This is a genomic window from Luteolibacter sp. LG18, assembly GCF_036322585.1.
Lineage (GTDB): Bacteria > Verrucomicrobiota > Verrucomicrobiia > Verrucomicrobiales > Akkermansiaceae > Luteolibacter.
This window is the reverse complement of the sequence record NZ_AP024600.1, coordinates 4,845,536-4,870,994: the sequence shown is the minus strand read 5'-3', so window position 1 is coordinate 4,870,994 and position 25,459 is coordinate 4,845,536. Positions and strand designations below refer to the sequence as shown.

Sequence of the window (25,459 nt, the reverse complement as noted above, 5' to 3'; positions counted from 1 at the left end):
ACCCGGATTAGCCTCGGGACAACCGCCGAATGTGGGGAGCCTTCCGGAGAGCGGCTATTTCCATGGAGGTGGAGGCATGTCCCGTCAGCTTGATCTGGAATTGAAGTGCTGGAAATCCAGCTTTTTGGTTGACTTGTGTTGTGAATTGCTGTTTTTCCAGCATGATGAAAACGCCAAGATGCGTCGGACGGTTGGGATGGCTGATGCTATCTGGGGTGGCGGTGGCCATTGCCAAGGATGAGCCGCGTCCCCTGTCGGAGGCGGCACAGCAGCAGTTCCAGCGGGACAAGGTGGTCATCACTCCGAAGACCTACCGGCAGGTGTTTTCAGCGTATGAGCCGGAGAACAGCCCGTTCTTCATCACGACCGATTGCGTGATCGCCGGGTGGCATTCGTTGCTGCAGCAGTCGCTCAGGCAGATGGAAGAAGGCTTCGCCGCCAGGATGCCTTCCGCTTTGGATCGGGTCTTGGAATCGCTGCCACGCAAGGCACCCGAAGGGATGACCAAGCCCCAGTATGTCGCCGGGCTGGAACGGGCGAAGATCGTGCTGGGAGTGGCGTCACGATTGGCCGGTGGGAAGTGGCGGGCGGAGGGCGAGCTTGGCAAAAGGATCGAGGCGGAAGCGAAGCGGGTGGAGAAGGCGGAAGGCGTCTACATGCCCGCGTGGTTGAAGGACGACCTGACGGGTGCGGTGGGATTGGACTATGCGGTTTTCAAACCAGCGGGATTCCATGCGGAGCAGGAGTCCTTGCGCCGCTACTTCCGAGCGCTCCGGTGGCTGCAGACGGTGCCATTCGCGGTGAAGAGAGATGAAAGCGTGGCCGCCATGGCGTTGATGGTGCCGGGATTCCAAAAGGCTCCCGAGTTTGAAAAGATGTCGGAGGTGTTTCAGGCGCTGGTGGGAAGTAGTGGTAAGGATGCGATGGATCTGGTGTCTGAAATCGTCGATCCGATGGAGTTCGATTTGGAGAATTACCGCAGGATTCTGGCGTCACCGACGGAGACCGATCCGAAAAGGGTGATCTTCGGGGCGGCATGCACCATCGATGTCCGGTTGTTCAGGTCGGAGACCGATCCGGAATCGCGACCGTTTCCGGAGTCCCTGGAAATGGCGGCGTTTCTGGGATCTCCCTTGGGTGTCAGACGATTCCCGGAAGAGGCAAGCGAAGTCCGGCGGTCGGAGTCCGCCGAGGACCTCCACACGCGTTATCTGGAGTGTCTGAGGGATCTGACTGCGGCTCCGGATCCCATGGCTCCGGCTTTCATGAAGTCCGATGTCTGGGTGGCCAAGAGCACGAACACGCAGTTGGCCGGATGGGTGAAACTGTGCCACGACTTTGTCCTGCAACGACAGGAAGCTGCGATCACCTTGGGAATCAGCAGCAGTCATCCGAACGGTTTCGTGGAGCCGAATCCCAAGTTCTATCGGCACGTGGGCAGGCTCGCCGCGGATGCGGGCAAGGTTTTCGAGAGGGCGGGTTCGCTGGCCCCTCAGCAAGATGTGCAGGCTAGGGCCCGTGAGGCTGTCGCCTTGTGCCGGGAGCTTTCGAAAATGAGGGAGAATCAAGAGGAGAGCGGGCCCGATGGCAACCTCTCTCCTGAATTGAAGGAAAAGAGCATGCAGGGGTTTTCGATGCTCGTGGACTTCTGGCCGGTGCTCAAGGCGGAAGGCGTGGACATTTCGGACACGGACAGCTACGTCGGGGTGTTGGAAAAAATCGCGGCGGGGAAGGATCTCGAAGGGGTCTCCGAACTGCTGCAAGGCAACCACCTTCCCACCTTGTTGGCCCGGTGGCTGGATCTGATCGTCCTTTGTGGCGACCTCGGAGACATCTCGCAGAAGGAGCTGCGCGGAATCGAACTGGATGCCAGGGATGAGGAGGTCATCGCGAAGTTCGGCGAGCGGCTCGGCTCGATCATGTCCTACGATGCGGAGGGCTGGAAGTTCCCCCGCGACGACGCACCGGAGGTGGCTCCCGTATTCAACCAACCGGGGCAGGGGATGCTGATGGGAGCGGTGGGACGTCCGCGTGAGATCCGGGTGCTATATCCGTGGAAAAACGAAGAGATCGAATGCACGGGCGCGATCTTGCCTTTCCATGAGTTCCGCTCGGACCGTCATCTCACCGATGGAGAGTGGAAGGTGATGCTCGATGGCGCGAATCCACCCGCCTCTCCCGATTGGATGCAGCCGCTGATGGTGAAATAGCGGGGGCTATTACGCCTTGTAGCTGCCCTCGTGCAGCACCTTGCCGCCGTCGGAGGCGAACATCTTGGTGCGCAGGCCCTTGGAATCCGCGGTGAGCAGGATCACCGTGCCCTGTTTCATCGCCGGGCCGCCGCCGATGAGGACCGGGATCGGCGGGGTGTCGGTTTCCGGGCCCTTGGCGATGGTGAAGGGCTTTTTCTCCGGCAGGTATTTCCACGCGTGGTCGTGGCCGGCGAGCATGAGGTCGAACTTCGCGGTGGCAATCCGCTGGCTCCACTCGTCGCGGGAGACGATCGAGTAATCGCCGGTGGGATCGTGGAGCGGGATGTGGGCGACGAACACGCGGTGCCGCGAGTCCTTCACCGCGGGCGTGGCGAGGTGCTGGTCGAGCCACGCCGTTTGCTTGCGGCGGAAGGCCTCCCAGAAGCGCGGGCGTTTGTAGCTGGTGGGATCGGTGGTGGGGGAGTCGTCCTCGCCGGTGTCCATGAAGGTGAAATGGACCGGCCCGGCATTGAAGGCGAACTGCCACTGCTGGTCTTCCTCCGGGGCGGCGGCGTCGAGATGCGGCAGGTCGAACATGTAGGCGAGTTTCTTGCTGAAGCTGCCGCGCAGTTCGTGGTTGCCGCGGATGAAGACGATCGGCTTCTGCGAGCCATCGAGGATGCGGACGTAGTCGTTCCAGAGGCGGAACACGACCGAGGCCCCGTCGGCTGCGCTCGGGTCGTTGATCATGTCGCCGTTGAAGATGCTGAACTGGAAGTCGTCCGGTTTCAGGTTCGCGAGGGCGGCCTCGAAGGTGTCGAGGTGGTTGTGGATGTCATTGAAGACTGCCACGCGGACCTCGGGTGCCTTCGGGTCGAAGGTCCGGAAGGTGTAGGTCGGGGTCGTTGCCTTCGCTTCGCCAGTGGTATGGCGCACTTGGTAGCGATAGGCGGTGCCGGGCTGGAGTTTGGTGAGGCGGGATTTCCAGAAGGTCCAGGGCGTGCCGGGGATCGGGGTGCCGGTGGCGTCGAACTCCACCAGCTTCGATTGGCCGTCCTTCACCACCGCCACCTTCACAGCGGTGGCTTTCTGGGCGAGGAAGCACACGCTCATCGCGTCCGGTCCCGGGTTCTGGAGGTAGGGGAGCAGCACGTCCGGTAGCGGTTCCGGGGCGGGGCCATCGGCTCCCAAGGCGCGGCTCAGCGGGAGGACGGTGGCCAGCAGGCCGGCTTGCTTCAGCAGGGAACGACGGGAGAGATGCATGCTCCAAGGTAGCGCGATTCCGGCTGGATTGGCGATGGATGGACGACCGCGATCTCTGGCATTTTGCCGAATCTACCGGGCAATATTCCTTTGGGTAATAAAATTCCGGGTGGAAATGAATCATGCTGATTGGAATTAAAATTAGCTGAGGCTAAAATTTGGCTTGAGGCGGGTCGGTTCGTGCCTAGGTTGCCGCCCATGACACGAACGACTGGATGGTTGGCCGCGCTGGCGGTCGCGCTGGGCTTGACCGGCTGCTCGCCGGAGAAATCCCGCTCGGAAGGGAAGCAACTGCAGGTCACCACCACGGTGACGATGGTGACGGACCTAGTGAGCCGCGTGGGCGGTGACCGCGTGAAGGTGAAGGGCCTGATGGGGCCGGGCGTCGACCCGCACAACTACGTGCCGAAGCTGGAAGACTCCACCTCGCTGGAGAAGGCCGATGTCGTCTTTTACGGCGGCCTCCATCTGGAAGGAAAGATGCAGGAAACCCTGGAAGCCATGGCCAAGCGCGGCCGGGTGGTGGTGCCGGTGACCAGCGGCATTCCCGAGGGCAGCCTGCTCGCCCCGCAGGAAGGTTTCGAGGGCACCAAGGACCCGCACGTGTGGGGGGATTCCTCGCTGTGGGTGAAGACCGTCGATCCGGTGATCGAAACGCTTTCGAAGGCGGACCCGGAGGGGGCCGCGGGCTACCGTGAGCGCGGCGAGACCTACAAGAAGGAACTGGAGGCGCTTAACGCCTGGTCCAAGACGCGGATCGCGGAAATCCCGGCGGACAAGCGGGTGCTGGTGACCAGCCACGACGCGTTCTTCTACTTCGGCAAGGGTTTCGGTTTCGACGTGCGCGGCCTGCAGGGCGTTTCCACCGTGGCGGAAGCCGGCATCAAGGACCGCGAGCAGCTCGTGTCCTTCATCCGTGGCCGCGGCATCCGCACATTGTTCTCCGAGTCCTCGGTGAACGCCAAGGGTATCTCCGCCGTCGCCGCCGAGGCGGGCGCGCAGATCTCGAAGTTCCAGCTCTTCTCCGACGCCATGGGCAAGCCCGGCGACACCGAGACGATGAACGGTGAGACCTACGACCAGGGCACCTACATCGGCATGCAGAAGCACAACATCAACGCCATCGTGGAAGGCCTGAAGTAATGATCCGCCAAACCATCCTCGCCTTCGCGGCCACCGCCGCCTTCGCCACCGCCGCCGAGTTCAAGCGCGAGCTTTCGCCCGACCGCCCGGACACCACCGAGAGCCCGGTGACTGTCGAGCCCGGCGCGATCCAGCTCGAATCCAGTTTCTGGAGCTTCACCCGTGACAAGGACGCGGGCATCACCACCGAGACGTGGACGCTTGGTGAAACCAACGTGAAGTTCGGCATCACCGAGTGCAGCGACCTTCAACTGGTGCTGCGTCCGTGGGTCACCGAGCGTGCCAAGGGTTTCGGCATGACCGACCGCGCCGAGGGCTTCGGCGACATCGAGGTGCGCTGGAAGCAGAACCTGTGGGGCAATGACGGCGGCAAGACCGCGTTCGGCCTGATGCCCTTCGTTTCGATCCCGACCCAAACCGAGGTCAGCACCGGCGAGTGGGAAGGGGGGCTCATCGCTCCGCTTTCGATCGAACTGTGCGACGGCATGGGCCTCGGCCTGATGGCGGAAGTGGATCGCGTGTGGGACTCCGACAAGGGCCGCCACGAGTGGGATTTCGTCCATACGGCGGTGCTCGGTTTCGATCTCACGGATTCGCTCGGCCTTTACGTCGAATACATCGGAAACACCGGCCACGGCAGCTACGAGGCCACCGCCAGCGCGGGCCTGACCTGGGGCCAGACCGAGAACCTGCAATGGGACGTCGGTTTTACCGTGGGCCTCAACGACGCGGCGGAGGACTTCGGCCTGTTCCAGGGCGTCACCTTCCGTTTCTAATATCGCGTTTGAATCTCCGTCCATGAACGAACCCGCTCTCGAGACCCACGATCTCTCCGTTAGCTACCGGCACCAGCCGGTGCTTTACGGGGTGGATGTGGTCGTTCCGCCCGGCCGGCTGGTCGGCATCATCGGCCCGAACGGTGCCGGCAAGTCCACCATGCTGAAGGCGGTGATGGGGGTGGTGAAACCCTCCGGCGGCCGTGTCGAGATCTTCGGTAAGCCGCTGGAGCAATCGCTGCGGCGCGTCGGCTACGTGCCGCAGCGCGAGAGCGTGGACTGGGACTTCCCGGTCACCGTGGCGGATGTGGCGCTGATGGGCACCTACGGTTCGCTCGGGTGGTTCAAGCGGCCCGGCAAGGCGGAGCACGAGCGAGCCCGGGCGGCGCTGGACAAGGTGGGGATGACGCCCTTCGCGGACCGCCAGATCGGCGAGCTCAGCGGTGGCCAGCAGCAGCGGGTGTTCCTCGCCCGCGCTTTGGCGCAGGAGGCGGATCTTTACCTGATGGACGAGCCCTTCGCCGGGGTCGATGCCGCCACCGAGCGCGCGATCGTCGAGTTGCTGCGTGAAATGCGGGATCGCGGCAAGACGGTGCTCGTCGTCCACCACGACCTGCACACCGCGGAGCGTTATTTCGACATGATGATGCTCCTGAACCTGAACCTGGTGGCCTTCGGGGACACGGCGGACGTGTTCACGCCGGAGTTGCTGGACAAGACCTACGGCGGTCGCCTCACCCTTCTCAGCCAGGTCGCGGATCGCGCGGCGCGTGGACCCCGGTCATGACGGAGTGGCTCCATACCGCCTTTGGCACCGCGCTGGCCGCGGCGCTCCTGCTCGGGCTGTGCTGCGGCACGCTCGGGGCCTTCGTGGTCGTGCGGCGCATGGCCCTCACCGGAGACATGCTGTCCCACGCCGTGCTGCCCGGCATCGTGGCGGGACTGGTGTGGAACACCCAGCGTGACCCGCTGGTGGTGCTGGCCGCGGCCTTGCTCGCCGGGATGGCGGGCAGCGCGGTGATGCATGCGATCCAGCGCACCACCCGGCTGAAACCGGATGCGGCGCTCGGGATCGTCCTGTCCGTGTTCTTCGCCGCGGGCATCGCGATGATCTCGATCCACCAGCCATCCGGCGTGCAGGCTTATCTTTATGGGCAGGCCGCCGCGATCGACCAGCGGGATCTGCGTTTGCTGGCAGTGGTCACGGCGCTGACGCTGTCGGTGGTCGGGTTGCTGTTCCGGTTGCTGCATGTCACCGCCTTCGACGCCGGTTTCTCGCGGCTCCTCGGCTATCCGGTCCAGTGGTTGGACCGCCTGTTCTATTTCCTCCTGTCCGCCTCCATCGTGGTGGCGATGCAGGCGGTGGGCGTGGTGCTGATCAGCGCGATGTTGATCGCTCCGGCGGCCGCCGCCTTGAAGCTGAGCCACCGTTTCGGACGGGTGGTCACCGCTTCCTGCCTGATCGGAGCGGCTTCGGCCTCCACCGGCGTGTGGATCTCCGGGGTGCGCACGGGGCTGCCCACCGGTCCGGTGATGGCGCTTTCCGTTTGCGTGGCCTTCGCCGTGGTGTCCCTGTTCGCGCCGCGGGATGGGGTGCTGGCGCATGCCTGGCGGCATTGGAAAATGCGCCGCCGGATCGCCCGTGAGAATCTCCTGAAATCGATCTTCCGGGTGATGGAGGAGGGGGGCTTCCGCCACGATGGTGTGACCCTGCTGGAGCTTTCGAAACGCGACGGCCGTCCGGTGACGGCGCTTGCCCGCGGGGTGGGGCGTTTGGTGGCGGGCCGCGATGCGATCTGGACTGACGACCGCACCGGGCTGCTGCTCACGCCGACCGGCCGCCGCCGGGCCGAGGAGATCGTGCGCAACCACCGCCTGTGGGAACGCTACCTCACGGACCGGGCTTCCTATGCCGCGGACCACGTCCACGAGGATGCCGAGCGGGTGGAGCATTTCATTGGCGAGGACGAGGTGCGCCGCTTGGAGGAGGTCCTCGATTTCCCCGAATGCGACCCCCACGGCCGCCCGATTCCCACGGTGGGCCAGGACGGGAAAGGAGGGCACTCATGACCGCGGACATTTTCGATCCGGAATGGTGGGCGCTGCCCTGGCGCTCGGAATCGACCTGCTGGTTGGTGGCCACCTCCTTTTTCGTGGCGCTGGCCTCGGCCCTGCCTGGGGTGTTCCTGGTGCTGCGCCGGATGGCGCTGGCGGGGGACGCCATCAGCCATAGCGTGTTGCCTGGGATCGTGATCGCCTTCCTGTTCACCGGCTCGCTGGACTCGCCGCTGCTGGTGGTGGGGGCCGCCGGGGCGGGTTTGCTGGTGATGCTGACGATTGAGGCGCTCCGGCGCGGGGCGGGCATCCGGGAGGACGCCGCCACGGGCATCGCCTTTACCGCATTCTTCGCCGGTGGCGTGCTGCTGCTGCGGACCTATGCGGCGAAGGTCGATCTGGACCCGGATTGCGTGCTTTTCGGCAGCCTGGAAACCGCGGTCCATGGGGCGTCGGTGGCAATTGGCCGTCTGGAGGTTCCGCGGGTGACGATCACCGCCATGGTGACTTCCGTCGTGATGGGAGCCTTCCTTCTGATCGCCTATCGGCCGCTGCTGTTGGGATCGTTCGACCCCGCCCATGCCCGGACCACCGGATTCCGGCCCGGGTGGAGCAATGTGCTGCTGATGGCCGCGGTGTCGGTCGTGGTGGTGGTCTCGTTCCAAGCGGTCGGCGCGGTGCTGGCGGTGGCCCTGCTGATCCTTCCGGGGGCGACGGCCCTGTTGTGCGCGAAACGGGTGCCCGGCGTGCTGCTGGTCTCCGGATTGCATGCATTGGCGTCGAGCGTGGGCGGCCTCTATCTGGCCATGGCGTTGAATTGCAACGTGGCGGCGGCGATCGTGCTGGCGGGGGCCTTCCTGTTTTGCATGGCTTGGCTGTTCGGGCCGATGGATGGCCTGATCCGCCCGAAGAAATGGCGGAAGAAGGCGGTTCGTTAGAACAGCGGTGTTTTTCATCCCCTCTCCGGCTGGCGGCGCACGCGGTGACGAGTGGAGAGGGAGTAGGGGATTTCCCGCACGAGAAGCGCATAGACTTTTTGTTGCGGGATTTCAGAACAGGTGCCTATCGTTGCGCCCCGCAATTCCGGTTGCGCCCCCGCAATTCCGCCGGGACGACCGCGTCAGGTCGTCCCGGTGGAATTGCGTCTCCACCCCGGTTTCGAACATTCCAGCGATGAATCCAGACAGAGCGACCTTAAATTTCCTGAACAGCTTTCCTGAAGAGGCCCGGAAGCGTGGTGAACTCCTTCAACGGGAGGGCGCTGTCACTCAGATTTTCGGTAACCATCTCTTCATCCAAGGCCGTGTGGAGGATGAGACCGGTGTGTTCCGCACCAGCCTCCGTCTTCAGGGCAACCGCTGGTTCGGCTCCTGTACGGCGGAAGACGAGATCATCGCCGGCGCGTGCCAGTACGCGACGATGATGGAGCGCATGCACCGCGGCGAGGACCTGCCGGAATCGCCGAACGAATTCGATGACACGCCCGTTCTCGACATCATCGAGGACAAGCTCGGCCGCGAGCTGGACGACAAGGAGGCGGACTTCGTCACCAAAATCGAGAAGCGCTACCGCCGCTACGTGATCGAAGGCGAGCTGCATGACCACGACATGGTCCGCATCACGCCGCGCTGGGAAATCACCACCTACGAGCCGCTCGAACTGTGGCCGATGCCGCCGGGTGACATCCTGGAATTCTGGAACTACATCGCCTACGCCTTCTACAAGCGGAAGCTGCCGTATCCGGAGTTCATGAACGTGATCACGGACCTGTCCGCCGTTCAGAAGAAGATGGCGGATTGGGAGCAGGAGCGCGAGGTCGCGGCCTGGTACGACCGCATCGAGCAGGTCAACGAGCGTCCGCCGCAGGACGCTCCGCTCAATGTGGCCTTCCGCCTGGTGGCCACCATCAATGAAGGCCGCCTCGAAGTGAAGGAGGAGAAGGCCGGTGTCTGGATCCAGCTCCGCGAGAAAAACGACATCGAAGCCTACGTCTCCCTCTATCAGGAAGCCGCGCTGCGCATGGATGCCTCCAGCCAGATCCTGTGGGAGCACTTCCTGTCCTTCTACCGCCAGAACGGTGATACGACCCTCGATTTCGACGCCGAGGAGTCCTGCCGCTTCATGAACCGCCTGTTCCGCCAGCCGGCCCTGAAGGGCTACCTGGTGAACCTGGACGACAAGGATTTCAAGGTCGTCACCGACGCCCTGAGCTGGGTGTGCGAGGACGATCCATACGATTCCAATAGCTTCGCGCTGCAGCTCGTGACCGCCGCCGGGGAGAACGTCTCCCACTCGGTGCGCCTGCTGCCGGGTCGCAAGGAGCTCTATCAATCCGACGAAACCGTGTTCCCCGGCCCGCCGCGTTGGCTGGAGGAGACGGACGTGATGCCGCGCTACCTCATTCCCCGGCGCGTGATCGACTCGCTGGAAGGCGTGGAATTCCTCCGCAAGATCGGGGCTTCGCTTCCCGAGTCGCTGAAGAAGCGAGTGCTCGATCTGGAGCTGAAGCCGAAGTTCGAGATGAAGCTCGTGGCCGGCCTCACCGCCGCCGAGACCGAGCACCTCGTCATCGACGTGACGGCCATCGAGACGAAGGGCCGCCGCGTCGAACGCATGACCAAGGAAGGCTGGGAGCTCGTCGAGCAGCAGCCGGTCAAGGGCAAGCAGCTCCTGCGCTTCGCCCGTGAGGACCTCTATCCGGTGCCGGGCCTCCTCGAGGAGATGGGCCTCACCTACGACGAGAAGCTCCTGTCCTTCAAGACCCGCATCACCAAGCAGTTCCCGGAGAAATTCGCGGAATGGATCAAGGCGATGCCGGAGGCGGTCGACCTCGACATCGACCTGCGCCTGAAGTCGATCCTGAACGACCCGGTCACCGCCGCGGTCCGCTTCGAGGTGGTGAACCAGGAGATCGACTGGTTCGACCTCCGCATCGTCATCGACGTCCAGGGCGTCAACCTCTCCAAGGCCCAGATCCGTCAGCTCGTCGCCGCCCGCGGTGGCTACGTCCGCATGGACGATGGCTCGTGGATGCGCCTCGAAATCAAGCTCGACGCCGACCAGCGCGAGGCCGTCACCCGTCTCGGGCTCGATCCGTTCGACCTTTCCGGTGAGACCCACCGCATGCACGCTCTCCAGCTCGCCGATCCCAAGGCGGCCGAGGTCTTCGATCCGAAGGCGTGGAAGCGCATCAAGGATCGCGCGGGCGACATCCAGCTCGAAGTGATGCCGGAAGTGCCGACGAACCTGAACGCCACCCTCCGCCCCTACCAGGTGGATGGTTACCGGTTCCTCGCCTACCTCGCCACCAACGGCTTCGGCGGCATCCTCGCGGACGACATGGGTCTCGGTAAGACGATCCAATCGATCACCTACATCCTGTGGCTCCGCGATGAGGCGAAGGCCGCGAAGAAGATCAAGATGCCGGTGCTCGTCGTCTGTCCGAAGTCGGTGCTCGACGTCTGGCAGAGCGAAGCCGGCAAGTTCGCACCCGAGCTGCACGCGAAGATCCTCCGCAACCGCGAGGACCTCGACGTGGAGTACATCCAGAACAACGTCGACGTCCTGATCCTCAACTACGCCCAGCTCCGCGTCTGCGGCGACCTGTTGAACCAGATCAAGTGGCTGACGGTCATCCTCGACGAAGGCCAGCAGATCAAGAACCCGGACTCGAAGGCCGCCAAGTGCGCCCGCGAGCTGGAGTCCGAGAACCGCCTGGTCCTCACCGGTACGCCGATCGAAAACCGCCTGCTCGACATGTGGTCGCTCATGGCCTTCGCCATGCCCGGCGTGCTCGGCAGCCGCGCCTACTTCAAGAAGCGCTTCGACAAGCGCAAGGACCCGCTCTCCCAGAACCGCCTGGCCTCCCGCCTGCGTCCGTTCCTGCTCCGCCGCACCAAGCTGCAGGTGGCCCAGGACCTGCCGCCGCGAACCGAAGAGGAGGTTTACTCGAAGATGGAGAACATCCAGCAGGAGCTCTACAAGGCGGAGCTCAAGCGCATCCAGAAGGCGCTGCTCGGCCTGGACTCGGACGAAGCGGTGAAGAAGAACTCCTTCGCCATTCTCCAGGGTCTGATGCGCCTGCGCCAGATCTGCTGCCACCCGGGCCTCATCGATCCGAAGTATCTCAAGGAAGAGTCGGCCAAGATGGAGTCCCTGTTCTACCTCCTGGACCAGCTCCACGAGGAAGGCCACAAGGTGCTCGTGTTCTCCCAGTTCGTCTCGATGCTGGACCTCATCAAGGCCCGCCTCGAGCTGGAAGCCCGCCCGTTCCATTACCTCACCGGCCAGACCAAGGACCGCAAGGGCGAGATCGAGCGCTTCCAGACGACCAAGGATCCGTCCGTCTTCATGCTCTCGCTGAAGGCCGGTGGCGCCGGTCTGAACCTGACCTCGGCCTCCTACGTCATCCTCTACGATCCGTGGTGGAACCCGGCGGTGGAAAACCAGGCCATCGACCGTACGCACCGTATCGGCCAGAAGAACAAGGTCATCGCGTATCGTCTCCTCACCCGCGACACGGTGGAAGAGAAGATCCGTATTCTCCAGCACCAGAAGACCCAGCTCGTCACCAACGTGCTCGGCGACGAAGGCTTCGCCTCGAACCTGGGACTGGAAGACCTCCAGTTCATCCTCAACCACGGCGGCGAGGACGAGGAGCAAGCTTAACCAAGGAGTAGTGACATTCCTGTCCCGTTCTTGAAATCACCCGCGGCGGACAACCGGTGAAACACCCGGAAGTCCCCGCGGGCTTTCTTTTTCCCAACGATCGGGACGTCCGGGTGGGGCGTTCCGATGATGGCTCCGTGGTGAGGCTTACTTGCCCCCGGCGGCAGTAGTATTCTTCAACTGCCCGAAATCCACGGTGGCGAGCAGTTCGCCGATGGTCCTCGCGGGAATGGCGTAGGAGTCCACACGGCCCGCACGGGCGATGTTGATGCCTACGAAATTGCCATGGAGATCCATGACCGCGCTGCCGCAATCCTGGGGCGTGAGCTGCAGGTCGTCCTGGAAGATGAGCGGGAAACCCTCGCTGACCTCGCTGGTTTTGGTGCCGATCGAGGTCATGGCTTTGGCGGGGTTCTCCTCCTTCGTGGGGCGCGGACGTTCGGCCAGTACCACTTCGGCGGCGTGTTCCTCGCCATCGCGCTGGTAAGCGATCTGCATTTTGTCCTGCGGCTTGAGGGTTCGGACGAAGGCGGACACCTCGGCGGGCGTCTTAAATGCGGTGCCGTTGAAACTGACCAGGCGGTCCTTCCCTTGCAGGCCGGCCTTGGTAGCCGGGCTGTCGGCGACGGTCTTTTCGATTTCCACGCCTTCCGGGGTTTCCTTCATCAGGATGCCGAGGAAGGCGCCGGATTCCTTCAGTGAACGGTCCACCACGCTCATGACACCGCTGCCGAGAAGAGGAGCATTCACTCCGGAGCCCGGGCTGAACAGGAAACTGCCAGGAACGGGAGTCGGGTCGCTTGAGGAAATTTCCACGGCGGGCAGCGAGGTGGCATCGATCTTCACCAGCGCCAGATCATGGTCGGAGAAGGTGCTGACTTCGGTGGCGGGGAAAATGCGGCCATCGGCGAGTCGCACCTTGAGCTTTCCTTCGCCGGCACGGGCGATCTCGGAGTGCTTGGTGAGGATGAATCCATCGGCCTTCACGATCGTGCCCATCGCCAGCGTTTTGGTGCCATCGGTGAAGGTGACCACGCTGGGGGCGATCTTCGATGCGCCGGGCCGGATGGCCTTGAGAACTTCCAGGTCGAGCCCGGCGATGATCTTCTGGTCTGGAGTGAGCACCGGAGCCGTTCCATAGGAAACGCTCTTTCCCATTATCGCCTTCACCGCGGCGGACAAGCGACCGGGGCTGAGAGAGGTGGCTTTCTCCTCCGGCATGCCGCATTCGCGGAGCCAGGTGCTGATCGTGGCGGGCTCCAAGGCGAGCTTGCCTTGGTTCTTCATGGCTGCATCCGTGATGAGCTTTTTGAATTTTCCGGTGTCCACGCCTTCGAGGTCCTGAGGGTTGTCGATCCCGTGGTGAGGAACCTGCTGCGTTTCGACTTTGGCAGCGCCACCCATCGCCTTGCTGATCAAACCGGGGAGGGAGGTCTCCGGGAGAGCCTTGGCCTTCGATTCGTCCATGCCAGCCTTCTGCAGCCAGCCGGTGATGGCCTCGGGGGTGGCCTCAAGTTTGCCTTGGGTCCGCTTCGCCTCCTCCATCAGGACGGCGCGGAGTTTTTCCAGATCCAGGCCCTCGGGCACATTCACCTCACCGGCTTCCTCCAGCGGCGTGGTCTCGGCCTTCAGTTCGGCGGATTCACCGAGAACCTTGCCAAGGAAACCGATCAGATCTCCGGGGTCCATGGTCTTGACCTTCTCCTCCTGCATTCCTGCCGCGCGCAGCCAGCCCGCGATCGTGTCTGGGGTGGCTTGCAACTGGCCGCCCGACTTTCTGGCGCCATCCATCACCTGATCGCGGAACTTCGCGAGATCCAGGCCTGCGAGTTCTTCTTTCGGGATATCGGGGAGTTCGCTGTCCTGACCATGGATCATCAGGCTGCGGAACGCGAACGTCTTCATCTCATCGGCCGACATGGCCTCCACCCGGTCCTTGTTCATGCCCGCTTCGAGCATCCACTTCCGGAGTTTTTCGGGATCGGTGACGGGTTTTCCACCCGCATTCACGGCTTCTTCCGTCAGGGTGCGGCGGAAGGCCCGCATATCCAGACCGGCGAGCTCATCGTCGGTGAGATCGGTGGCGCTTTCCCGGTTCACTCCCCAGCGCTCGCCCTTGAGCAGGCGCTCCCAGCCGGCTTTGGCGACGTCCACGGGAACATCGTTGTTCACGGACGGATCATCACTGACCGAGGTATGCACGCCGATGAGCTTGCCATCGAGGTCGAACAAGGGGCCGCCGGAGTCTCCGCCGACAAGAATGCAGTCGGAGCGGAGGAGCTTGCCCGGATCGACTTTGAAAATTCGGCCGTAGCGTACCGGCGCGGGGCGATTCGGATCGAAGCCGCCGGAGTGACCGAGGGCGGCCACGTCATCCCCGACCTTGAGCGTCTCGGATTCGCCCAGTTCCACGAAGGGATAGCGGCCGGGTTCGGTGATTTTCGCCAGGGCGAGATCGTGATCGAAGTCGCAACCGAGGATCTTCGCCGTGACCTTTTTGCCATCTGGAAATACGACGTCCACCGTATCAGCTCCGTCCACCACATGGGCCGCGGTGAGGATCAGCCCGTCCTCGGAAACGATCGTCCCCGAGCCGCTGGCCATTCCGCTGTTCGTCCCGACTTTCATCGAATGCAGGAGCGCGACCACGCTGGCGCGGGTGCGGGGGGGAATGGCCTGGAGTTTCCTTTCCACGCCCTCAAGCGTGGCCAGGTCGCGGGCGGCTTGCGCCGTGGGCAAGCTGAAGAGAAGGGCGGCGGCGACGAGGCCGGCACGGCTCGACGGGAACGCGGTGGGACGGGACTTTTTCATGACAATGAACGAAGTGACAAATCGGAATTCAGGCCCCATAGCGTCGCGAGGGCCGCGGATTTATCGAAATTTCCCGAAAAAAATGGCGGATCTCAAACTGGAGAAACCGCCTTGGAGAACTAAGGATTCGAGAGGGCTGGCCAATTGATTGAGCGATCACGCCGCATTCCGGGGGCGTCGGTCGGCCTCGAAATAATCCGCAACCTGGCCAACTCAGGACGGGTTGTTTTCCCCCTCGGGCTGGTGGCAAAACGACGCTCCCTTTGCGACGGAACCTCTCCGACGCGGTCCTGCCTGGATGAATTGGTGGGGCTAGGAAGCCTCCATCAAATATCCCGCACGCCATTCGACATCAGCTTCCACGGCGCGCCCTGGGGATCGAAGGGCGGAATCTCCGGCGAGTTCGCGGCGGGAAGGACGTTGTCGAGACGGAACAGCGGCAGGATCGGCGAGCCGGTGGAATCCTTGCGATAAGTCGCGCCGATTTCCTCGATCAGCAGCGCGGCTCCGAACTTCCCGCCCGGCACCTCGCTGATGAGAATTTCAATCGGGTAGCTGCTGCCGGCGACGGCATCGAACTCCGCACCGCAGGCCAGGCCGTTGAGTTCGCGGTTCCAGATGCCGGTGTTCTCATACTTGTAGAAGGTGGCGTTGGTCTTGGTCGGGAAGTCGGCGCGCACGCGGCGCTCGGCTTCCTTGTCGGTGCTGGTGCCAGCCAGGATCGGCGAGATCTTGGTGCGGTGGAGGCCGGTGGTGCCGGAGGTGTAGCCCCAGTCGAGCACGGTCTTGCGGTTGAAACGCACCATCAGCACGTCATCGCCTGCGCCGACGAAGCGGTACTTGCCGGATTTCGGCGGGGTGACATTGCCCCGGTAGATCACCACCCAGCGGCTGGGCTGCACTTCCTTTTCGCAGTTGAAGGCCTTCGGCGCGCCATCGGCGGACATCACCGGGATGAAGAGCTTGGTTTGGTAAAGCTTCTGCGGGGCTTTGAAGTAGTGGCCGTCCAGCAGCCGCTCGTTCCAGCCGCGGCTGAAATCGCGGATCAGCTCCACCAGCTTTTCCGGCGTCATGTCGGTGCTATGGTGCTTTTCGTCCTGCTTGGTGTCGTAGAAGACGCCGACCATCGCGTTCGAGTTCGGATTGAGCATCCCGAACGGGCTCATGCCGGAGCCGGTTCCTCCGAGTCCCGGGCCCATGCCGGAGCCGAATCCGGTGCCATGGCCATCTCCCCGGCCACCGCCGGAACCACTGCCGCCGAGACCACCGGACAGGCCGCCCGAGGAAAGCGAACCTACCGACGACATCGAGGATGCGGCGTCCGGTTCCGGCAGCACGAAGTTGCTCGCCACGCCCTTCGCCGCCATACGCGGCGTGTTCGGCGTGGTCATTGTGGCACGCTGCTTCTTGTTGCTGACCTCCTTCACGCCCGGTGAACCACCACCGCCGCCCTTCGGCATGAAATCGACCTCCTGTTTCTTTTCCGGGATGATCTGGAAGATCCAGAAGATGCCAATCACCAGCAGGACGGCATGGACGATGATCGAGATCGACAGGGAGCCGCCGCCGAGTTTCTTCCAGAAGGTGGGCTTGCGATCCTCCGCTGGCGGGGTGGGGGATGGTGCGGGATGGGCTGACGTCGACATGGGCTTCGGGTTTCCCCAAAGCTACGCTCATCCCGGCGAGTGGCGATTTTGCGGAACTGGTCTTGGTGGGAGACCAGTTCGCCGGTCGTCAGATGTCCTTGGTGCTGCCTCCCGCCGCCTTCCAAATCGGACCCTGCGGGTCATAGGGCGGACATTCGCCCTTCGCGGGCGCAGGTTGGCTGCCATCGGTCCGGAAAATGGGCAGGATCGGCGAGCCGTTCGGAGCCTTCTGGTAGGTGGCCCCAACTTCCTCGATCATCAAGGCCGCGCCGAACAGTCCACCGGGCAACTCGCTGATGAGAATTTCGATCGGGTAGGTCGTGCCTGCGGTCACGTCGAACTCGGGCCCGACCCCCAGGCCGTGGAGCGCTTTGTTCCAGATGCCGGTCGACGGATACTCGTAGGAGATCGGGTTCGAGCCGGGGCGGGTCGGGAATTGCGAGCGGACGTTGCGCTCCGCTTCCTTGTCGCCCTTGCCGGTGGAAAGGACCTCGTAGATCTTGCTGCGGTCGCGGCGCGAGTAGCCGCCCATCGAGCCGAAGGTGTAGCCCCAGTCGAAGACCGTCTTGCGGTTGAAGCGGACCATCAGGATGTCGTCGCCCGCGCCGACGAAACGGAACTTGCCGGTTTTCGGCGCGATCACGTTGCCGCGGTAGATCGCCATCCAGCGGCTGGGTTCGACCTCGTTCTCACACTTGTAGGCCTTCGGGGCCTCGTTGGCTGACATGGTCGGAATGAAGAGCTTGGTGAGGTAGAGCTTCTGCGGGGCCTTGTAGTATTTCTCCAGGATGCGGTCGTTCCAACTGCGGGTGAAATCCTGGATCAGGTCGCCGAGTTTCTCCGGCGTGATGTCGGTGGGCTTCCGCTTGGTGTCCTGCTTGGTGTCGTAGAATTCCCCGACCAAGGCATTGGCATTGGGATTCACCAGGCCGAACGGGCTGACGGAGCCTGCCGCGCCGCCGCCGAGACCCGGTCCCATGCCGGAGCCGAAACCGGTGCCGTGGCCATCGCCGCGACCGCCGCCGGAACCACTGCCGCCGAGACCACCGGATAACCCGCCCGAGGAGAGCGAACCCACCGACGACATGGACGATGCCGCATCCGGTTCGGGAAGAGTGAATGAACTCGCCACGCCCTTCGCCGCCATGCGCGGCATGTTCGGGGTGGTCATCGTGGCGCGCTGCTTCTTGTTGCTCACTTCCTTCACGCCCGCGGAGCCTCCACCACCGCCCTTCGGCATGAAATCGACCTTCGGCTCCTGTGCGGGGATGATTTGGAAAATCCACACCACGCCGATGGCCAGCAGGATGGCGTGCACGATGATCGAAATGGAGAGCGATCCGCCGCCGAGCTTTTTCCAGATGGACGGTTTGTTCTCCACCGCATGGCTGGCGTGGAAGGGCGTGGAGGTGAAATCGTCTTGCTGGTCAGGGTCCATGGAAGCGGGGGTTTTAGCTCCCCTTCACTTAGCCCGTTCCGTTTCCGAAGGCCAACGGGCTCATAGTCACCATGGAAACCACCCGGTCGGGATCAGATGTCCGCTTTGCTCTTGCCGTTGAGTTTCCAGACCGGACCCGCCTTGTCGTAGGGCGGGCCTTCCCCCGAGGTGGCGGGGCCGCTGTCCAAGCGGAACAGCGGCAGGATCGGTGAACCGGTGGAGTCCTTCTCATAGGTGGCGCCGATTTCCTCAATGAGGAGGTAGGCGAAGAAGAAGCCGCCGGGCACCTCGCTGACGAGGATCTCGATCGGGTAGTCGGTGTTCTCGCGAGCCTCGAATTCCAGACCGACGCCGAGACCGGTGAGATCGGACTTCGCGCGGGAGGACAGGGAGCGGTAGGGATAAATGGTCATCGGCTCGGGCATCGCCAGATCGCGGCGGGAGCGATCGAACTCGCGGTCCTTGGTCTCGCCTCTCAACTGCGGTGCCTTGGTGGCCAGCTTGATGTTCGCGGTGGGCGACTCGTAGCCGTAGTCGAAGACGTTCTTGTTGTTGAAACGCACCACCACCACGTCGTCGCCCGCTCCCACGAAGCGGTACTTGGCGGTCTTCGGCGGACGGACCACGCCGCGGTAGATGACGACCCAGCGGGAACCGGGCACGTCGCAGTTGAAGGCCTTCGGCGCGCCGTCGGCGGCCAAGACCGGCATGTAGATCTTGGTCTGGAAGAGCTTTTGGGGAGCTTGGAAGTAGGAGCGGGCGAGCGCGCGGTCGTTCCAGCCATGGCTCACGAACTCATGGAGGATGTCACGGGTGGCGCCCATGATCTGTCCCCAGTTCGACAGCTCGCCAAGCGGCGTCACGCGGCCTTTCGGATCCTGCTTGAGATCGTAGAAGGTGCCGACCAAGGCGTTCGCGTTCGGGTTGCTCAATCCGAACGGGCTGGTCGTGCTACCGCTGGCTCCGCCGCCGAGACCCGGGCCCATGCCGGAGCCGAAACCGGTGCCGCGCCCGTCGCCACGGCCTCCACCCGCACCGCTGCCGCCAAGGCCTCCGGAGAGGCCACCCGCGCTGAGAGAACCGACCGACGACATGGAGGCGGACGCATCCGGCTCGGGAAGAGTAAACGAACTGGCCACGCCCTTCGCTGCCATCCGCGGCATGTTCGGGTTCGACATGGTGGCGCGTTGCTTCTTGTGGCTCACCTCCTTCACGCCCGCTGAACCACCGCCGCCGCCCTTCGGCATGAAATCGACGGCCTGCTTGTCTTTCTGCGGGATCACCTGGAAAATCCACACCACGCCGATGGCCAGCAGGATGGCGTGGACGATGATCGAGATGGAGAGCGATCCGCCGCCGAGCTTCCTCCAAACCGAGAGGTTCTTCTTTCTCGAGGGCGGGGAAGCGGTGGTGTGATCCTGATGGGATGGTTCCATGAAGAAGGGGCTTTGGGTTCCCCATCATCTAGAACTTTGGCAGTGGTCCACGCTATCGGCGGCATGGTGAACAAGTAAACCATCTCCATCGTCAGGGTGTGACTCCGTATTTCAATCGCCCGAACTTGTGCGTCTCGCCCGCTGGGATCTTGAAGGTGCGGCGAACCATGCCGGAGGGAATACCGGTTTGATCCGCGGGCTTGACCTCTTCCGAGGGAGCGGGAGACCAATGCTCGAGGTCGTCCGAGATTTCCCAAACGAGGGCCACGTTTTGGATGTCCGTCCGGAGGTCGATGGAGGCGGTGTGGACTCCGGCATCCTTCTTCAGTTTCACGCCGATGTCTGGGCTGGTGACCTGCGGATCGAGGGCGAAGAAGTATTCGAAGAGGTCCGCGATCCCATCGTGGTCGGTGTCGGTGGTTTGTAGCGCGCCGCGGCCGCCACCGGTGGCGAGACCGTGGTCGCGCGCCCAATCGAGCAGCGCGTCGCGCTTGTCCACCGGGCCATAGAAGAAGGTGGCGGTTGCCGTGGTGGCGGTGTTCGAGGTGACGCGCACCCAATGGGCGCTGTAACCTTCCGGGAAGACGTGGGTGAAGGTCTCGCCTGCGGCGACATTGAAGGTGGAGTAGGGGACCCAGGTGTTGTCGCCGAGGAAATCGACCTCCACGGTGAACGCCACGCTGCCGCCGCTGGTGTGGGAGAGCCGCAGTTCCTTCCGATCGTAGCCATACATCAGGTAGGGGTCGGAGGCGGTGTTCGCGGTCACCGCGGTGTTTTTCCATGGGCCACCGAAGCCGCGCGGTTCTCCCATCCGCCAGAGGTCGTCCACTTCGCCGAGCCACAGGGCTCCTTCGCCATTGGTCGAGCGCACGACCTTGTCCGATGCGGGTGCGGAATCGAGCACGCCGGTGGCGACAAAGAGACCGCGCCACGAGGCGAAGTCCGCGAGGCGTTTACCGTGGGTGGCGATCGGCTTCATGCGGCGCTTGTCGCCGGAAATGTCGCGGGGCACCTCGTAGAGGGAGCCGTGGCAATTGAGCATCTGGCGTTCCGTGACCACCTCGCGGAAACCCCGCGCCCAACCGCTGGCGAACGCGTTGTCATACGCGGCATCCAACATCGGCAGCCGCAGCTTGGCCGTGCCCTGCATCACCCACGCGCTGGCGGCATCGCTGCCGAAGTCCTTGGTCGCGGCGGCGGCGGTGCGCAGGGTGGACTCCGCGGTGCTGTCGGTGACGGCATCGAGCTTCATCGCGCCGCCGATCCGGAAGTAGCCAGAGGCGGTGGAGCTGCCGGTGCCGTTGGTGTGGGTGGCGGCGAATTCCAGCGGCAGACTGCCACTGTTCATCGTGCGGATCACGCCCTCGGTGGTGCCGGCGGTGTCCCGGATGTCCGCCAGCGCGGCGAATTCGTCGCTGGCCGTCGAGGCCGGGGTGACGTGGGGATATGGATTGCCGAGGATGAAGTAGGCGGTGAGGTTGGTGGCGGCATCGAGGGCGCGCAGGCGGACCCAGCCGGTGTTCAGATCGTTGAGCAGCTCATAGGACGAGCCGGAGGACGGAACCTGCACGGTGCGGAGCGTAGTCCAGGCGCCGGTCCCGCTGCTGGTCTGGATCTCGATAGAGGCGGCGGATCCGGTGGTCTTGCGAAGGTGCAGCGTGGCCCGGCTGAAACCTTTCACGAGGAAGGGTTCCGAGGTGGTGTTGGCGGCGACGGATTCGTTCAACCACACGCCGCCATGGCCGTGTGGTGCGCCCCATTTCTTCAGGTCGTCCGGTTGACCGAACCACAGGTTCGATTGCGCGCGTGGGACCAGCGCGTTGTCGAACTTCGAGGTGTCGTTCTTGCCGATCACGAGTTGGCCGTTGAAGGAGCAGTAGTCCACGGGCATCTTCTCGTAATCGCAGATCGGCGTGAGGCCGGAGAAATCGGCGGCCGAGAAAGTGGCGGGGAAGTCGTAGAAGATGCCGTGCATGTGCATCAGCCGCTTGCCCGGGGAGATCTCGCGGATGCGAGGCCATTCGGTGTGCCAGCCGTGCGTGCCGTCGTGGGTGTAGGAGCCCTTTGGCAGCCGCCACAGGTTCCACTGGCCGTTCTCGTAGGTGCGCAGCACCACCGACTTCGCATCGAAGCCATTGACCCACACCGGATCGCTGGGGTTCTGGTTGCCGCGGATGTCGCCGGGGCCGGTGGCTTCGCAGTGCTGCATCTTCACCACCTGGTTCCAGCCGGCCATGTAGTTGGTCTGGGCGGCCACGGGACTGGGGCGGCTTTCAGCGGTGTTCGGATCGTTGGTGGCCAGGTAGCTTCCGCCGTTCTGTTGCACGGTGGTGCCGTCCCAGATGGCCAGCACACCGGAGGGCGATTTCTGGTCCGGCTCGCCGTTGTTGGTGACCACCAGTCGGCCTTGGCCGGTGTAGGCGCCCTTCCCGTGGTAGCCGAAGAGGAAGCGGTCGCTGGTGCCCTGCACGTCCGGGTAGCGGGTGATGAAGGAGAGGTCGTTGACGTTGATGTCATAGAGCCCGTCCTCCATCGTGAACATGTAGACGCGGTTCGGATCGCTGAGATGGGCGGCGGTGGCGGTGTAGCGTCCCGGTGCGGTGGAGTAGGAGAGGGACCGTACGTTCCGGTTCGCATCGATGAAATACGGGCCCATGATGAGCTGGTTCGACGCGGTGTGGATGAACCGGTTCGCCGGGGTGCCGCCGATGCCTTCCGGGCGGATGATGCGGGTGAGATCCAGTGCGATCTCGTAGAGGCCGTCGTCGGAACCGTTCGGCAGGTGCGGGCCGTAGGTCATGGTCCACAGTTTCCCGGCCCAGGGCACCACCGCGCCGGTGCCACACTCGCCGCTGGTATTGCTCATCGCTAGGTGCGGATAGATGCCGGAAATGTTCACCAGCTTGTCCGGCTCGGGCGTGGAGATCTTGTAGTCCGCGGCCGGAGGCGTGGCGGCGCTGTCCTGCAGTGAGACGTCATCGACGGTGAACGAGTTCGCGGCGGCGACATTGCGCGCGAATCGCACGCCGGTTACCGGCGAACGCGTGGACATTAGCGGCGTCAGTGTTTTCAAGCCAGTGGCGGCGTGGCTGAGCGTGGATGAACCTGCGTCCGACCACACCAGGTCGTATTCGGCATTCGCCGTGCCGAAGTTCCGGCCGATGATCCGCAGTTTCACCGTGCTGTTGACCGGGACGGCGAAGGTGGTGCCGCCGGAGATCTTCGTCAGCGGGTAGAAGTCCGTGCCGTATTTCACCTGGAGAATGCCGCCGGTGGCCGTGCGAACCTCGACGGCATCGTAGATACCGCCGGGCAGGGTGAGGCGGAACGATTGCGCCTCGTTCGTCCCGGCAATCTGGAATGAGACGTCTGCGGTGAAGTTCGCGGCGCTGGCGCTGGCATTCTGGCTCAGCACCGCGCTGGTGTTGTAGGGCAGTTTGGCCCCCAGCGAGCTGCCGAGGCCGGTGGTGCTGGTCACGCCGGTGGCGGTCCAGCCGCTGGGAAACGGCGTGGTTTCAAAGCCGGTGTTGGTGAGCAATTGCGCGCTCCAAGCGGGCGCGGTGGAGAGAAAGGGGGCAATGGAGGCGGGTTTCACGGAGCTGGGGGTTTTCAGAGCCCGGTGGCCTTTCGAGGGGAGATGAACGTGCCACCGTATTCATGGGGTGTGGCGTGGTCGCCCGGATCACACATTTTTGTGGCGAATCCGGTCCGGTCCCGATGGGAGCTGCGTAGAATCCCTTGCCGTTCCGGTATTCAGTACGGAACTCGACGGTTGCCGGACGCGGGTGCGCGGCTAGGGTGGGTGCGCGGCGATGACGGTGACTGAGATTCTTTCCCTGCTGGGGGCGGCGATGGCCGCCGGGGCGATCAATGCGGTGGCGGGGGGCGGCACGATTCTGACCTTTCCCACCCTGCTGGCGGTGGGCACCCCACCCGTGATCGCGAATGCCACCAGCACCGTGGCGCTGGTGATTGGGACCGGCGGATCGGTCTACGGATTCCGCCGCCACATTCCCGCGATCCGCGAGTGGCTGTGGCGCTTCGTGCCGGTGAGCCTGCTCGGCGGCTTGATCGGGAGTTGGCTGCTCACCGTCACCAGCAACGAGACCTTCAAGCACCTGGTGCCGTTCCTGATCCTGTTCGCCACGCTCTTGTTCCTGGTGCAGGGCGTGGTGGCGAAGATGGTGAAACGGTCCGCCGAGGAACCGGTGCATCGTCACAGGATCTGGCCCGCGGTGTTGTTTCAATTCGGCGTGGCCATCTACGGCGGCTATTTCGGCGCGGGCATCGGCATTCTCATGCTGGCGACGCTGGGCTTCATCGGTCTGACCGACATCCACCGCATGAACGCGCTGAAGAACATCCTCGGCTCGCTCATCAACGTGGTGGCCGCGGTGATGTTCATCGCGCGCGGCATGGTGGATTGGAACAAGGCGGGCGTGATGACCGTCGGCGCGATCGCTGGCTACTTCATCGGCGCGCATTGGTCGCAGAAGATCCCGCAGATCTGGGTGCGGCGGCTGGTGCTCGCGATCGGCTTCACCATCTCGGCGATCACCTTCTACCGGACGTTCCAATCGTGAGCGATACCGCGGTCATTCCCGCTCCCGCGGATCCGGCGCTGGAAACCACCCGCCGCTACCTGCCGTGGGTGGTGGCGGTGGCCTTGTTCATGCAGCAGCTCGACGGCACGATCGTGAACACGGCCGTGCCGACCATCGCCACCTCGCTGAAGGTCACGCCGCTGAGCCTGAAATCGGTGCTCACCAGCTACACCATCGCGATCGCGGTGTTCATTCCGTTGAGCGGTTGGCTGGCCGACCGCTACGGCACCAAGCGCGTGTTCGGGTTCGCGGTGGCGATGTTCACGCTCGGTTCGCTGGCCTGCGGGATCTCGCTGAACCTGCCGATGCTGGTGGCTTCCCGGGTGATGCAGGGGATCGGCGCGGCTTTCATGATGCCGGTGGGCCGGATCGCGCTGCTCCGGACCTTTCCGAAGTCCGGCATCCTGCGGGCGATGAATTTCGTGATTATCCCGGCGCTGCTCGGCCCGTTGCTGGGGCCGCTGATGGGCGGGGTGATCGTCCACGTGCTGCCGTGGCGGTGGATTTTCCTGATCAATTTGCCCTTCGGCATCCTCGGGCTGTGGTTGATGAAACGCTACATGCCAGACCACCGCGGCAAGGTGTCCGATCCGCTCGATACCTGGGGCTTCATCCTCTTCGGTGCGGGTATTGCCCTGCTGTCGTGGGTCTTGGAAATTTTCGGCGAGCACCGGATGGACACGCTGTGGGTGGTGGGGTTCGCCCTGTTGTCGTTCGCGTTGCTGGGGGCCTATGCTTGGCACGCCCGCCGGGTGAGCGATCCGCTGCTGGCGGTGGCCCTGTTAAAGATCCGCACCTTCCGCGTCTCGGTGGCGGGCGGGTTCGTAACCCGGCTGGGCATCAGTGGCATGCCCTTCCTGCTGCCGCTGCTCTACCAGCTCGGGATGGGATACCAGCCGTGGCAGGCGGGTCTGCTGGTGATGCCACAGGCGCTGGCGGCCATCGGGATGAAGCTGCTGGTCGAGCGCATCCTCGCGCGCTTCGGCCACAAGAAGGTGCTGGTGGCGAACACGCTCGTCATCGGCCTGATGATCTCGGCCTTCTCCCAAGTCGGCCCCGGCACGCCGATCTGGGTGATCCTGCTGTTCAGTTTCGCGCAAGGCAGCGTCTCCGCCCTCCAGTTCACTGCCATGAACTCGCTGGCCTACGCCGACACCACCGACGAACAGGCCAGCGATGCCAGCACGATCGCCAGCACCGGCCAGCAGCTCTCGATCAGCTTCGGCATCGCCTTCGCCTCGCTGGTGACGGCGTGGTTCCTCGGCGGCATCGAGCGTTCCGATCCGGCGTCCCTGATCCCGGCGCTGCACGGGGCCTACCGGCTGCTCGGCGCGGTGAGCATCGTCAGTGCCGCCACTTTCCTGACCCTGAGGCGCAACGACGGCGCCGACGTCAGCGGCCACGTCGAAGCGGCGGAGGAGTAGAGC

The 25,459-nt window shown here is 63.8% G+C and carries 16 protein-coding genes; 9 read left to right on the top strand and 7 right to left on the bottom strand.

The window, feature by feature from the left end:
- Positions 1 to 7: 7 nt before the first annotated feature.
- Entirely contained in the window at positions 8 to 229 is a 222-nt protein-coding gene (locus tag llg_RS19450; protein WP_338286645.1) for a hypothetical protein, read from the bottom strand.
- Here llg_RS19450 and llg_RS19445 point away from each other — a divergent pair.
- Positions 222 to 2,210, top strand: a complete 1,989-nt coding sequence (locus llg_RS19445) for a DUF3160 domain-containing protein (protein WP_338286644.1) — start codon at positions 222 to 224, stop codon at positions 2,208 to 2,210. The genes llg_RS19450 and llg_RS19445 overlap by 8 nt on opposite strands.
- 9 nt (positions 2,211 to 2,219) lie before the next feature.
- On the opposite strand, the gene llg_RS19440 is transcribed toward llg_RS19445, so the two are convergent.
- Positions 2,220 to 3,455 carry a metallophosphoesterase family protein gene (locus llg_RS19440; RefSeq protein WP_338286643.1) on the bottom strand — a complete coding sequence of 412 codons (1,236 nt, stop codon included), beginning with the start codon at positions 3,453 to 3,455 and terminating at the stop codon, positions 2,220 to 2,222.
- A gap of 198 nt (positions 3,456 to 3,653) precedes the next feature.
- Here llg_RS19440 and llg_RS19435 point away from each other — a divergent pair, with 198 nt between their 5' ends.
- From llg_RS19435 to llg_RS19410, 6 genes are all read left to right on the top strand, one after another.
- Positions 3,654 to 4,598 carry a zinc ABC transporter substrate-binding protein gene (locus llg_RS19435; RefSeq protein ID WP_338286641.1) on the top strand — a complete coding sequence of 315 codons (945 nt, stop codon included), beginning with the start codon at positions 3,654 to 3,656 and terminating at the stop codon, positions 4,596 to 4,598.
- Positions 4,598 to 5,374, top strand: a complete 777-nt coding sequence (locus tag llg_RS19430) for a transporter (protein ID WP_338286640.1) — start codon at positions 4,598 to 4,600, stop codon at positions 5,372 to 5,374. The genes llg_RS19435 and llg_RS19430 overlap by 1 nt, the downstream gene beginning before the upstream one ends.
- Before the next feature lie 22 nt (positions 5,375 to 5,396).
- Positions 5,397 to 6,161 (top strand): metal ABC transporter ATP-binding protein, encoded by a 765-nt coding sequence (locus tag llg_RS19425; RefSeq protein WP_338286638.1) that lies wholly within the window; start codon positions 5,397 to 5,399, stop codon positions 6,159 to 6,161.
- Positions 6,158 to 7,444, top strand: a complete 1,287-nt coding sequence (locus llg_RS19420) for an iron chelate uptake ABC transporter family permease subunit (RefSeq protein ID WP_338286636.1) — start codon at positions 6,158 to 6,160, stop codon at positions 7,442 to 7,444. Before llg_RS19425 ends, llg_RS19420 begins: the two co-directional genes overlap by 4 nt.
- Entirely contained in the window at positions 7,441 to 8,367 is a 927-nt protein-coding gene (locus llg_RS19415; RefSeq protein WP_338286634.1) for a metal ABC transporter permease, read from the top strand. The genes llg_RS19420 and llg_RS19415 overlap by 4 nt, the downstream gene beginning before the upstream one ends.
- Positions 8,368 to 8,734: 367 nt before the next feature.
- On the top strand, positions 8,735 to 12,097 hold the full coding sequence (locus llg_RS19410; protein ID WP_338286632.1) for a DEAD/DEAH box helicase: 3,363 nt from the start codon (positions 8,735 to 8,737) through the stop codon (positions 12,095 to 12,097).
- 147 nt (positions 12,098 to 12,244) lie between these two features.
- Here the strand turns inward: llg_RS19410 and llg_RS19405 are convergent, their stop codons facing one another.
- From llg_RS19405 to llg_RS19385, 5 genes are all read right to left on the bottom strand, one after another.
- Positions 12,245 to 14,908 (bottom strand): trypsin-like peptidase domain-containing protein, encoded by a 2,664-nt coding sequence (locus llg_RS19405; protein WP_338286631.1) that lies wholly within the window; start codon positions 14,906 to 14,908, stop codon positions 12,245 to 12,247.
- 326 nt (positions 14,909 to 15,234) lie between these two features.
- Complete coding sequence (locus llg_RS19400) at positions 15,235 to 16,554, bottom strand: hypothetical protein (RefSeq protein ID WP_338286630.1); 1,320 nt, start codon at positions 16,552 to 16,554, stop codon at positions 15,235 to 15,237.
- 88 nt (positions 16,555 to 16,642) lie between these two features.
- A complete protein-coding gene (locus llg_RS19395) occupies positions 16,643 to 17,992 on the bottom strand; it encodes a hypothetical protein (RefSeq protein ID WP_338286628.1) in 1,350 nt (449 codons plus the stop codon).
- 92 nt (positions 17,993 to 18,084) lie between these two features.
- Positions 18,085 to 19,428 carry a hypothetical protein gene (locus llg_RS19390; protein WP_338286627.1) on the bottom strand — a complete coding sequence of 448 codons (1,344 nt, stop codon included), beginning with the start codon at positions 19,426 to 19,428 and terminating at the stop codon, positions 18,085 to 18,087.
- Between the two features lie 91 nt (positions 19,429 to 19,519).
- Positions 19,520 to 23,023: a hypothetical protein gene (locus llg_RS19385; protein WP_338286626.1), complete on the bottom strand. Its 3,504-nt coding sequence runs from the start codon at positions 23,021 to 23,023 to the stop codon at positions 19,520 to 19,522.
- A gap of 223 nt (positions 23,024 to 23,246) precedes the next feature.
- Here llg_RS19385 and llg_RS19380 point away from each other — a divergent pair, with 223 nt between their 5' ends.
- Positions 23,247 to 24,011 carry a sulfite exporter TauE/SafE family protein gene (locus llg_RS19380; RefSeq protein ID WP_338286625.1) on the top strand — a complete coding sequence of 255 codons (765 nt, stop codon included), beginning with the start codon at positions 23,247 to 23,249 and terminating at the stop codon, positions 24,009 to 24,011.
- Positions 24,008 to 25,456, top strand: a complete 1,449-nt coding sequence (locus llg_RS19375; protein ID WP_338286624.1) for a DHA2 family efflux MFS transporter permease subunit — start codon at positions 24,008 to 24,010, stop codon at positions 25,454 to 25,456. Before llg_RS19380 ends, llg_RS19375 begins: the two co-directional genes overlap by 4 nt.
- The last annotated feature ends 3 nt before the right edge of the window (positions 25,457 to 25,459 follow it).

What these genes read in the sequence shown, in the direction of transcription:
- llg_RS19450 (WP_338286645.1), bottom strand. Translation starts at nt 229, where the DNA reads ATGGCCACCGCCACCCCAGATAGCATCAGCCATCCCAACCGTCCGACG.
- llg_RS19440 (WP_338286643.1), bottom strand. Translation starts at nt 3,455, where the DNA reads ATGCATCTCTCCCGTCGTTCCCTGCTGAAGCAAGCCGGCCTGCTGGCC.
- llg_RS19435 (WP_338286641.1), top strand. Translation starts at nt 3,654, where the DNA reads ATGACACGAACGACTGGATGGTTGGCCGCGCTGGCGGTCGCGCTGGGC.
- llg_RS19430 (WP_338286640.1), top strand. Translation starts at nt 4,598, where the DNA reads ATGATCCGCCAAACCATCCTCGCCTTCGCGGCCACCGCCGCCTTCGCC.
- llg_RS19425 (WP_338286638.1), top strand. Translation starts at nt 5,397, where the DNA reads ATGAACGAACCCGCTCTCGAGACCCACGATCTCTCCGTTAGCTACCGG.
- llg_RS19420 (WP_338286636.1), top strand. Translation starts at nt 6,158, where the DNA reads ATGACGGAGTGGCTCCATACCGCCTTTGGCACCGCGCTGGCCGCGGCG.
- llg_RS19415 (WP_338286634.1), top strand. Translation starts at nt 7,441, where the DNA reads ATGACCGCGGACATTTTCGATCCGGAATGGTGGGCGCTGCCCTGGCGC.
- llg_RS19405 (WP_338286631.1), bottom strand. Translation starts at nt 14,908, where the DNA reads ATGAAAAAGTCCCGTCCCACCGCGTTCCCGTCGAGCCGTGCCGGCCTC.
- llg_RS19400 (WP_338286630.1), bottom strand. Translation starts at nt 16,554, where the DNA reads ATGTCGACGTCAGCCCATCCCGCACCATCCCCCACCCCGCCAGCGGAG.
- llg_RS19395 (WP_338286628.1), bottom strand. Translation starts at nt 17,992, where the DNA reads ATGGACCCTGACCAGCAAGACGATTTCACCTCCACGCCCTTCCACGCC.
- llg_RS19390 (WP_338286627.1), bottom strand. Translation starts at nt 19,428, where the DNA reads ATGGAACCATCCCATCAGGATCACACCACCGCTTCCCCGCCCTCGAGA.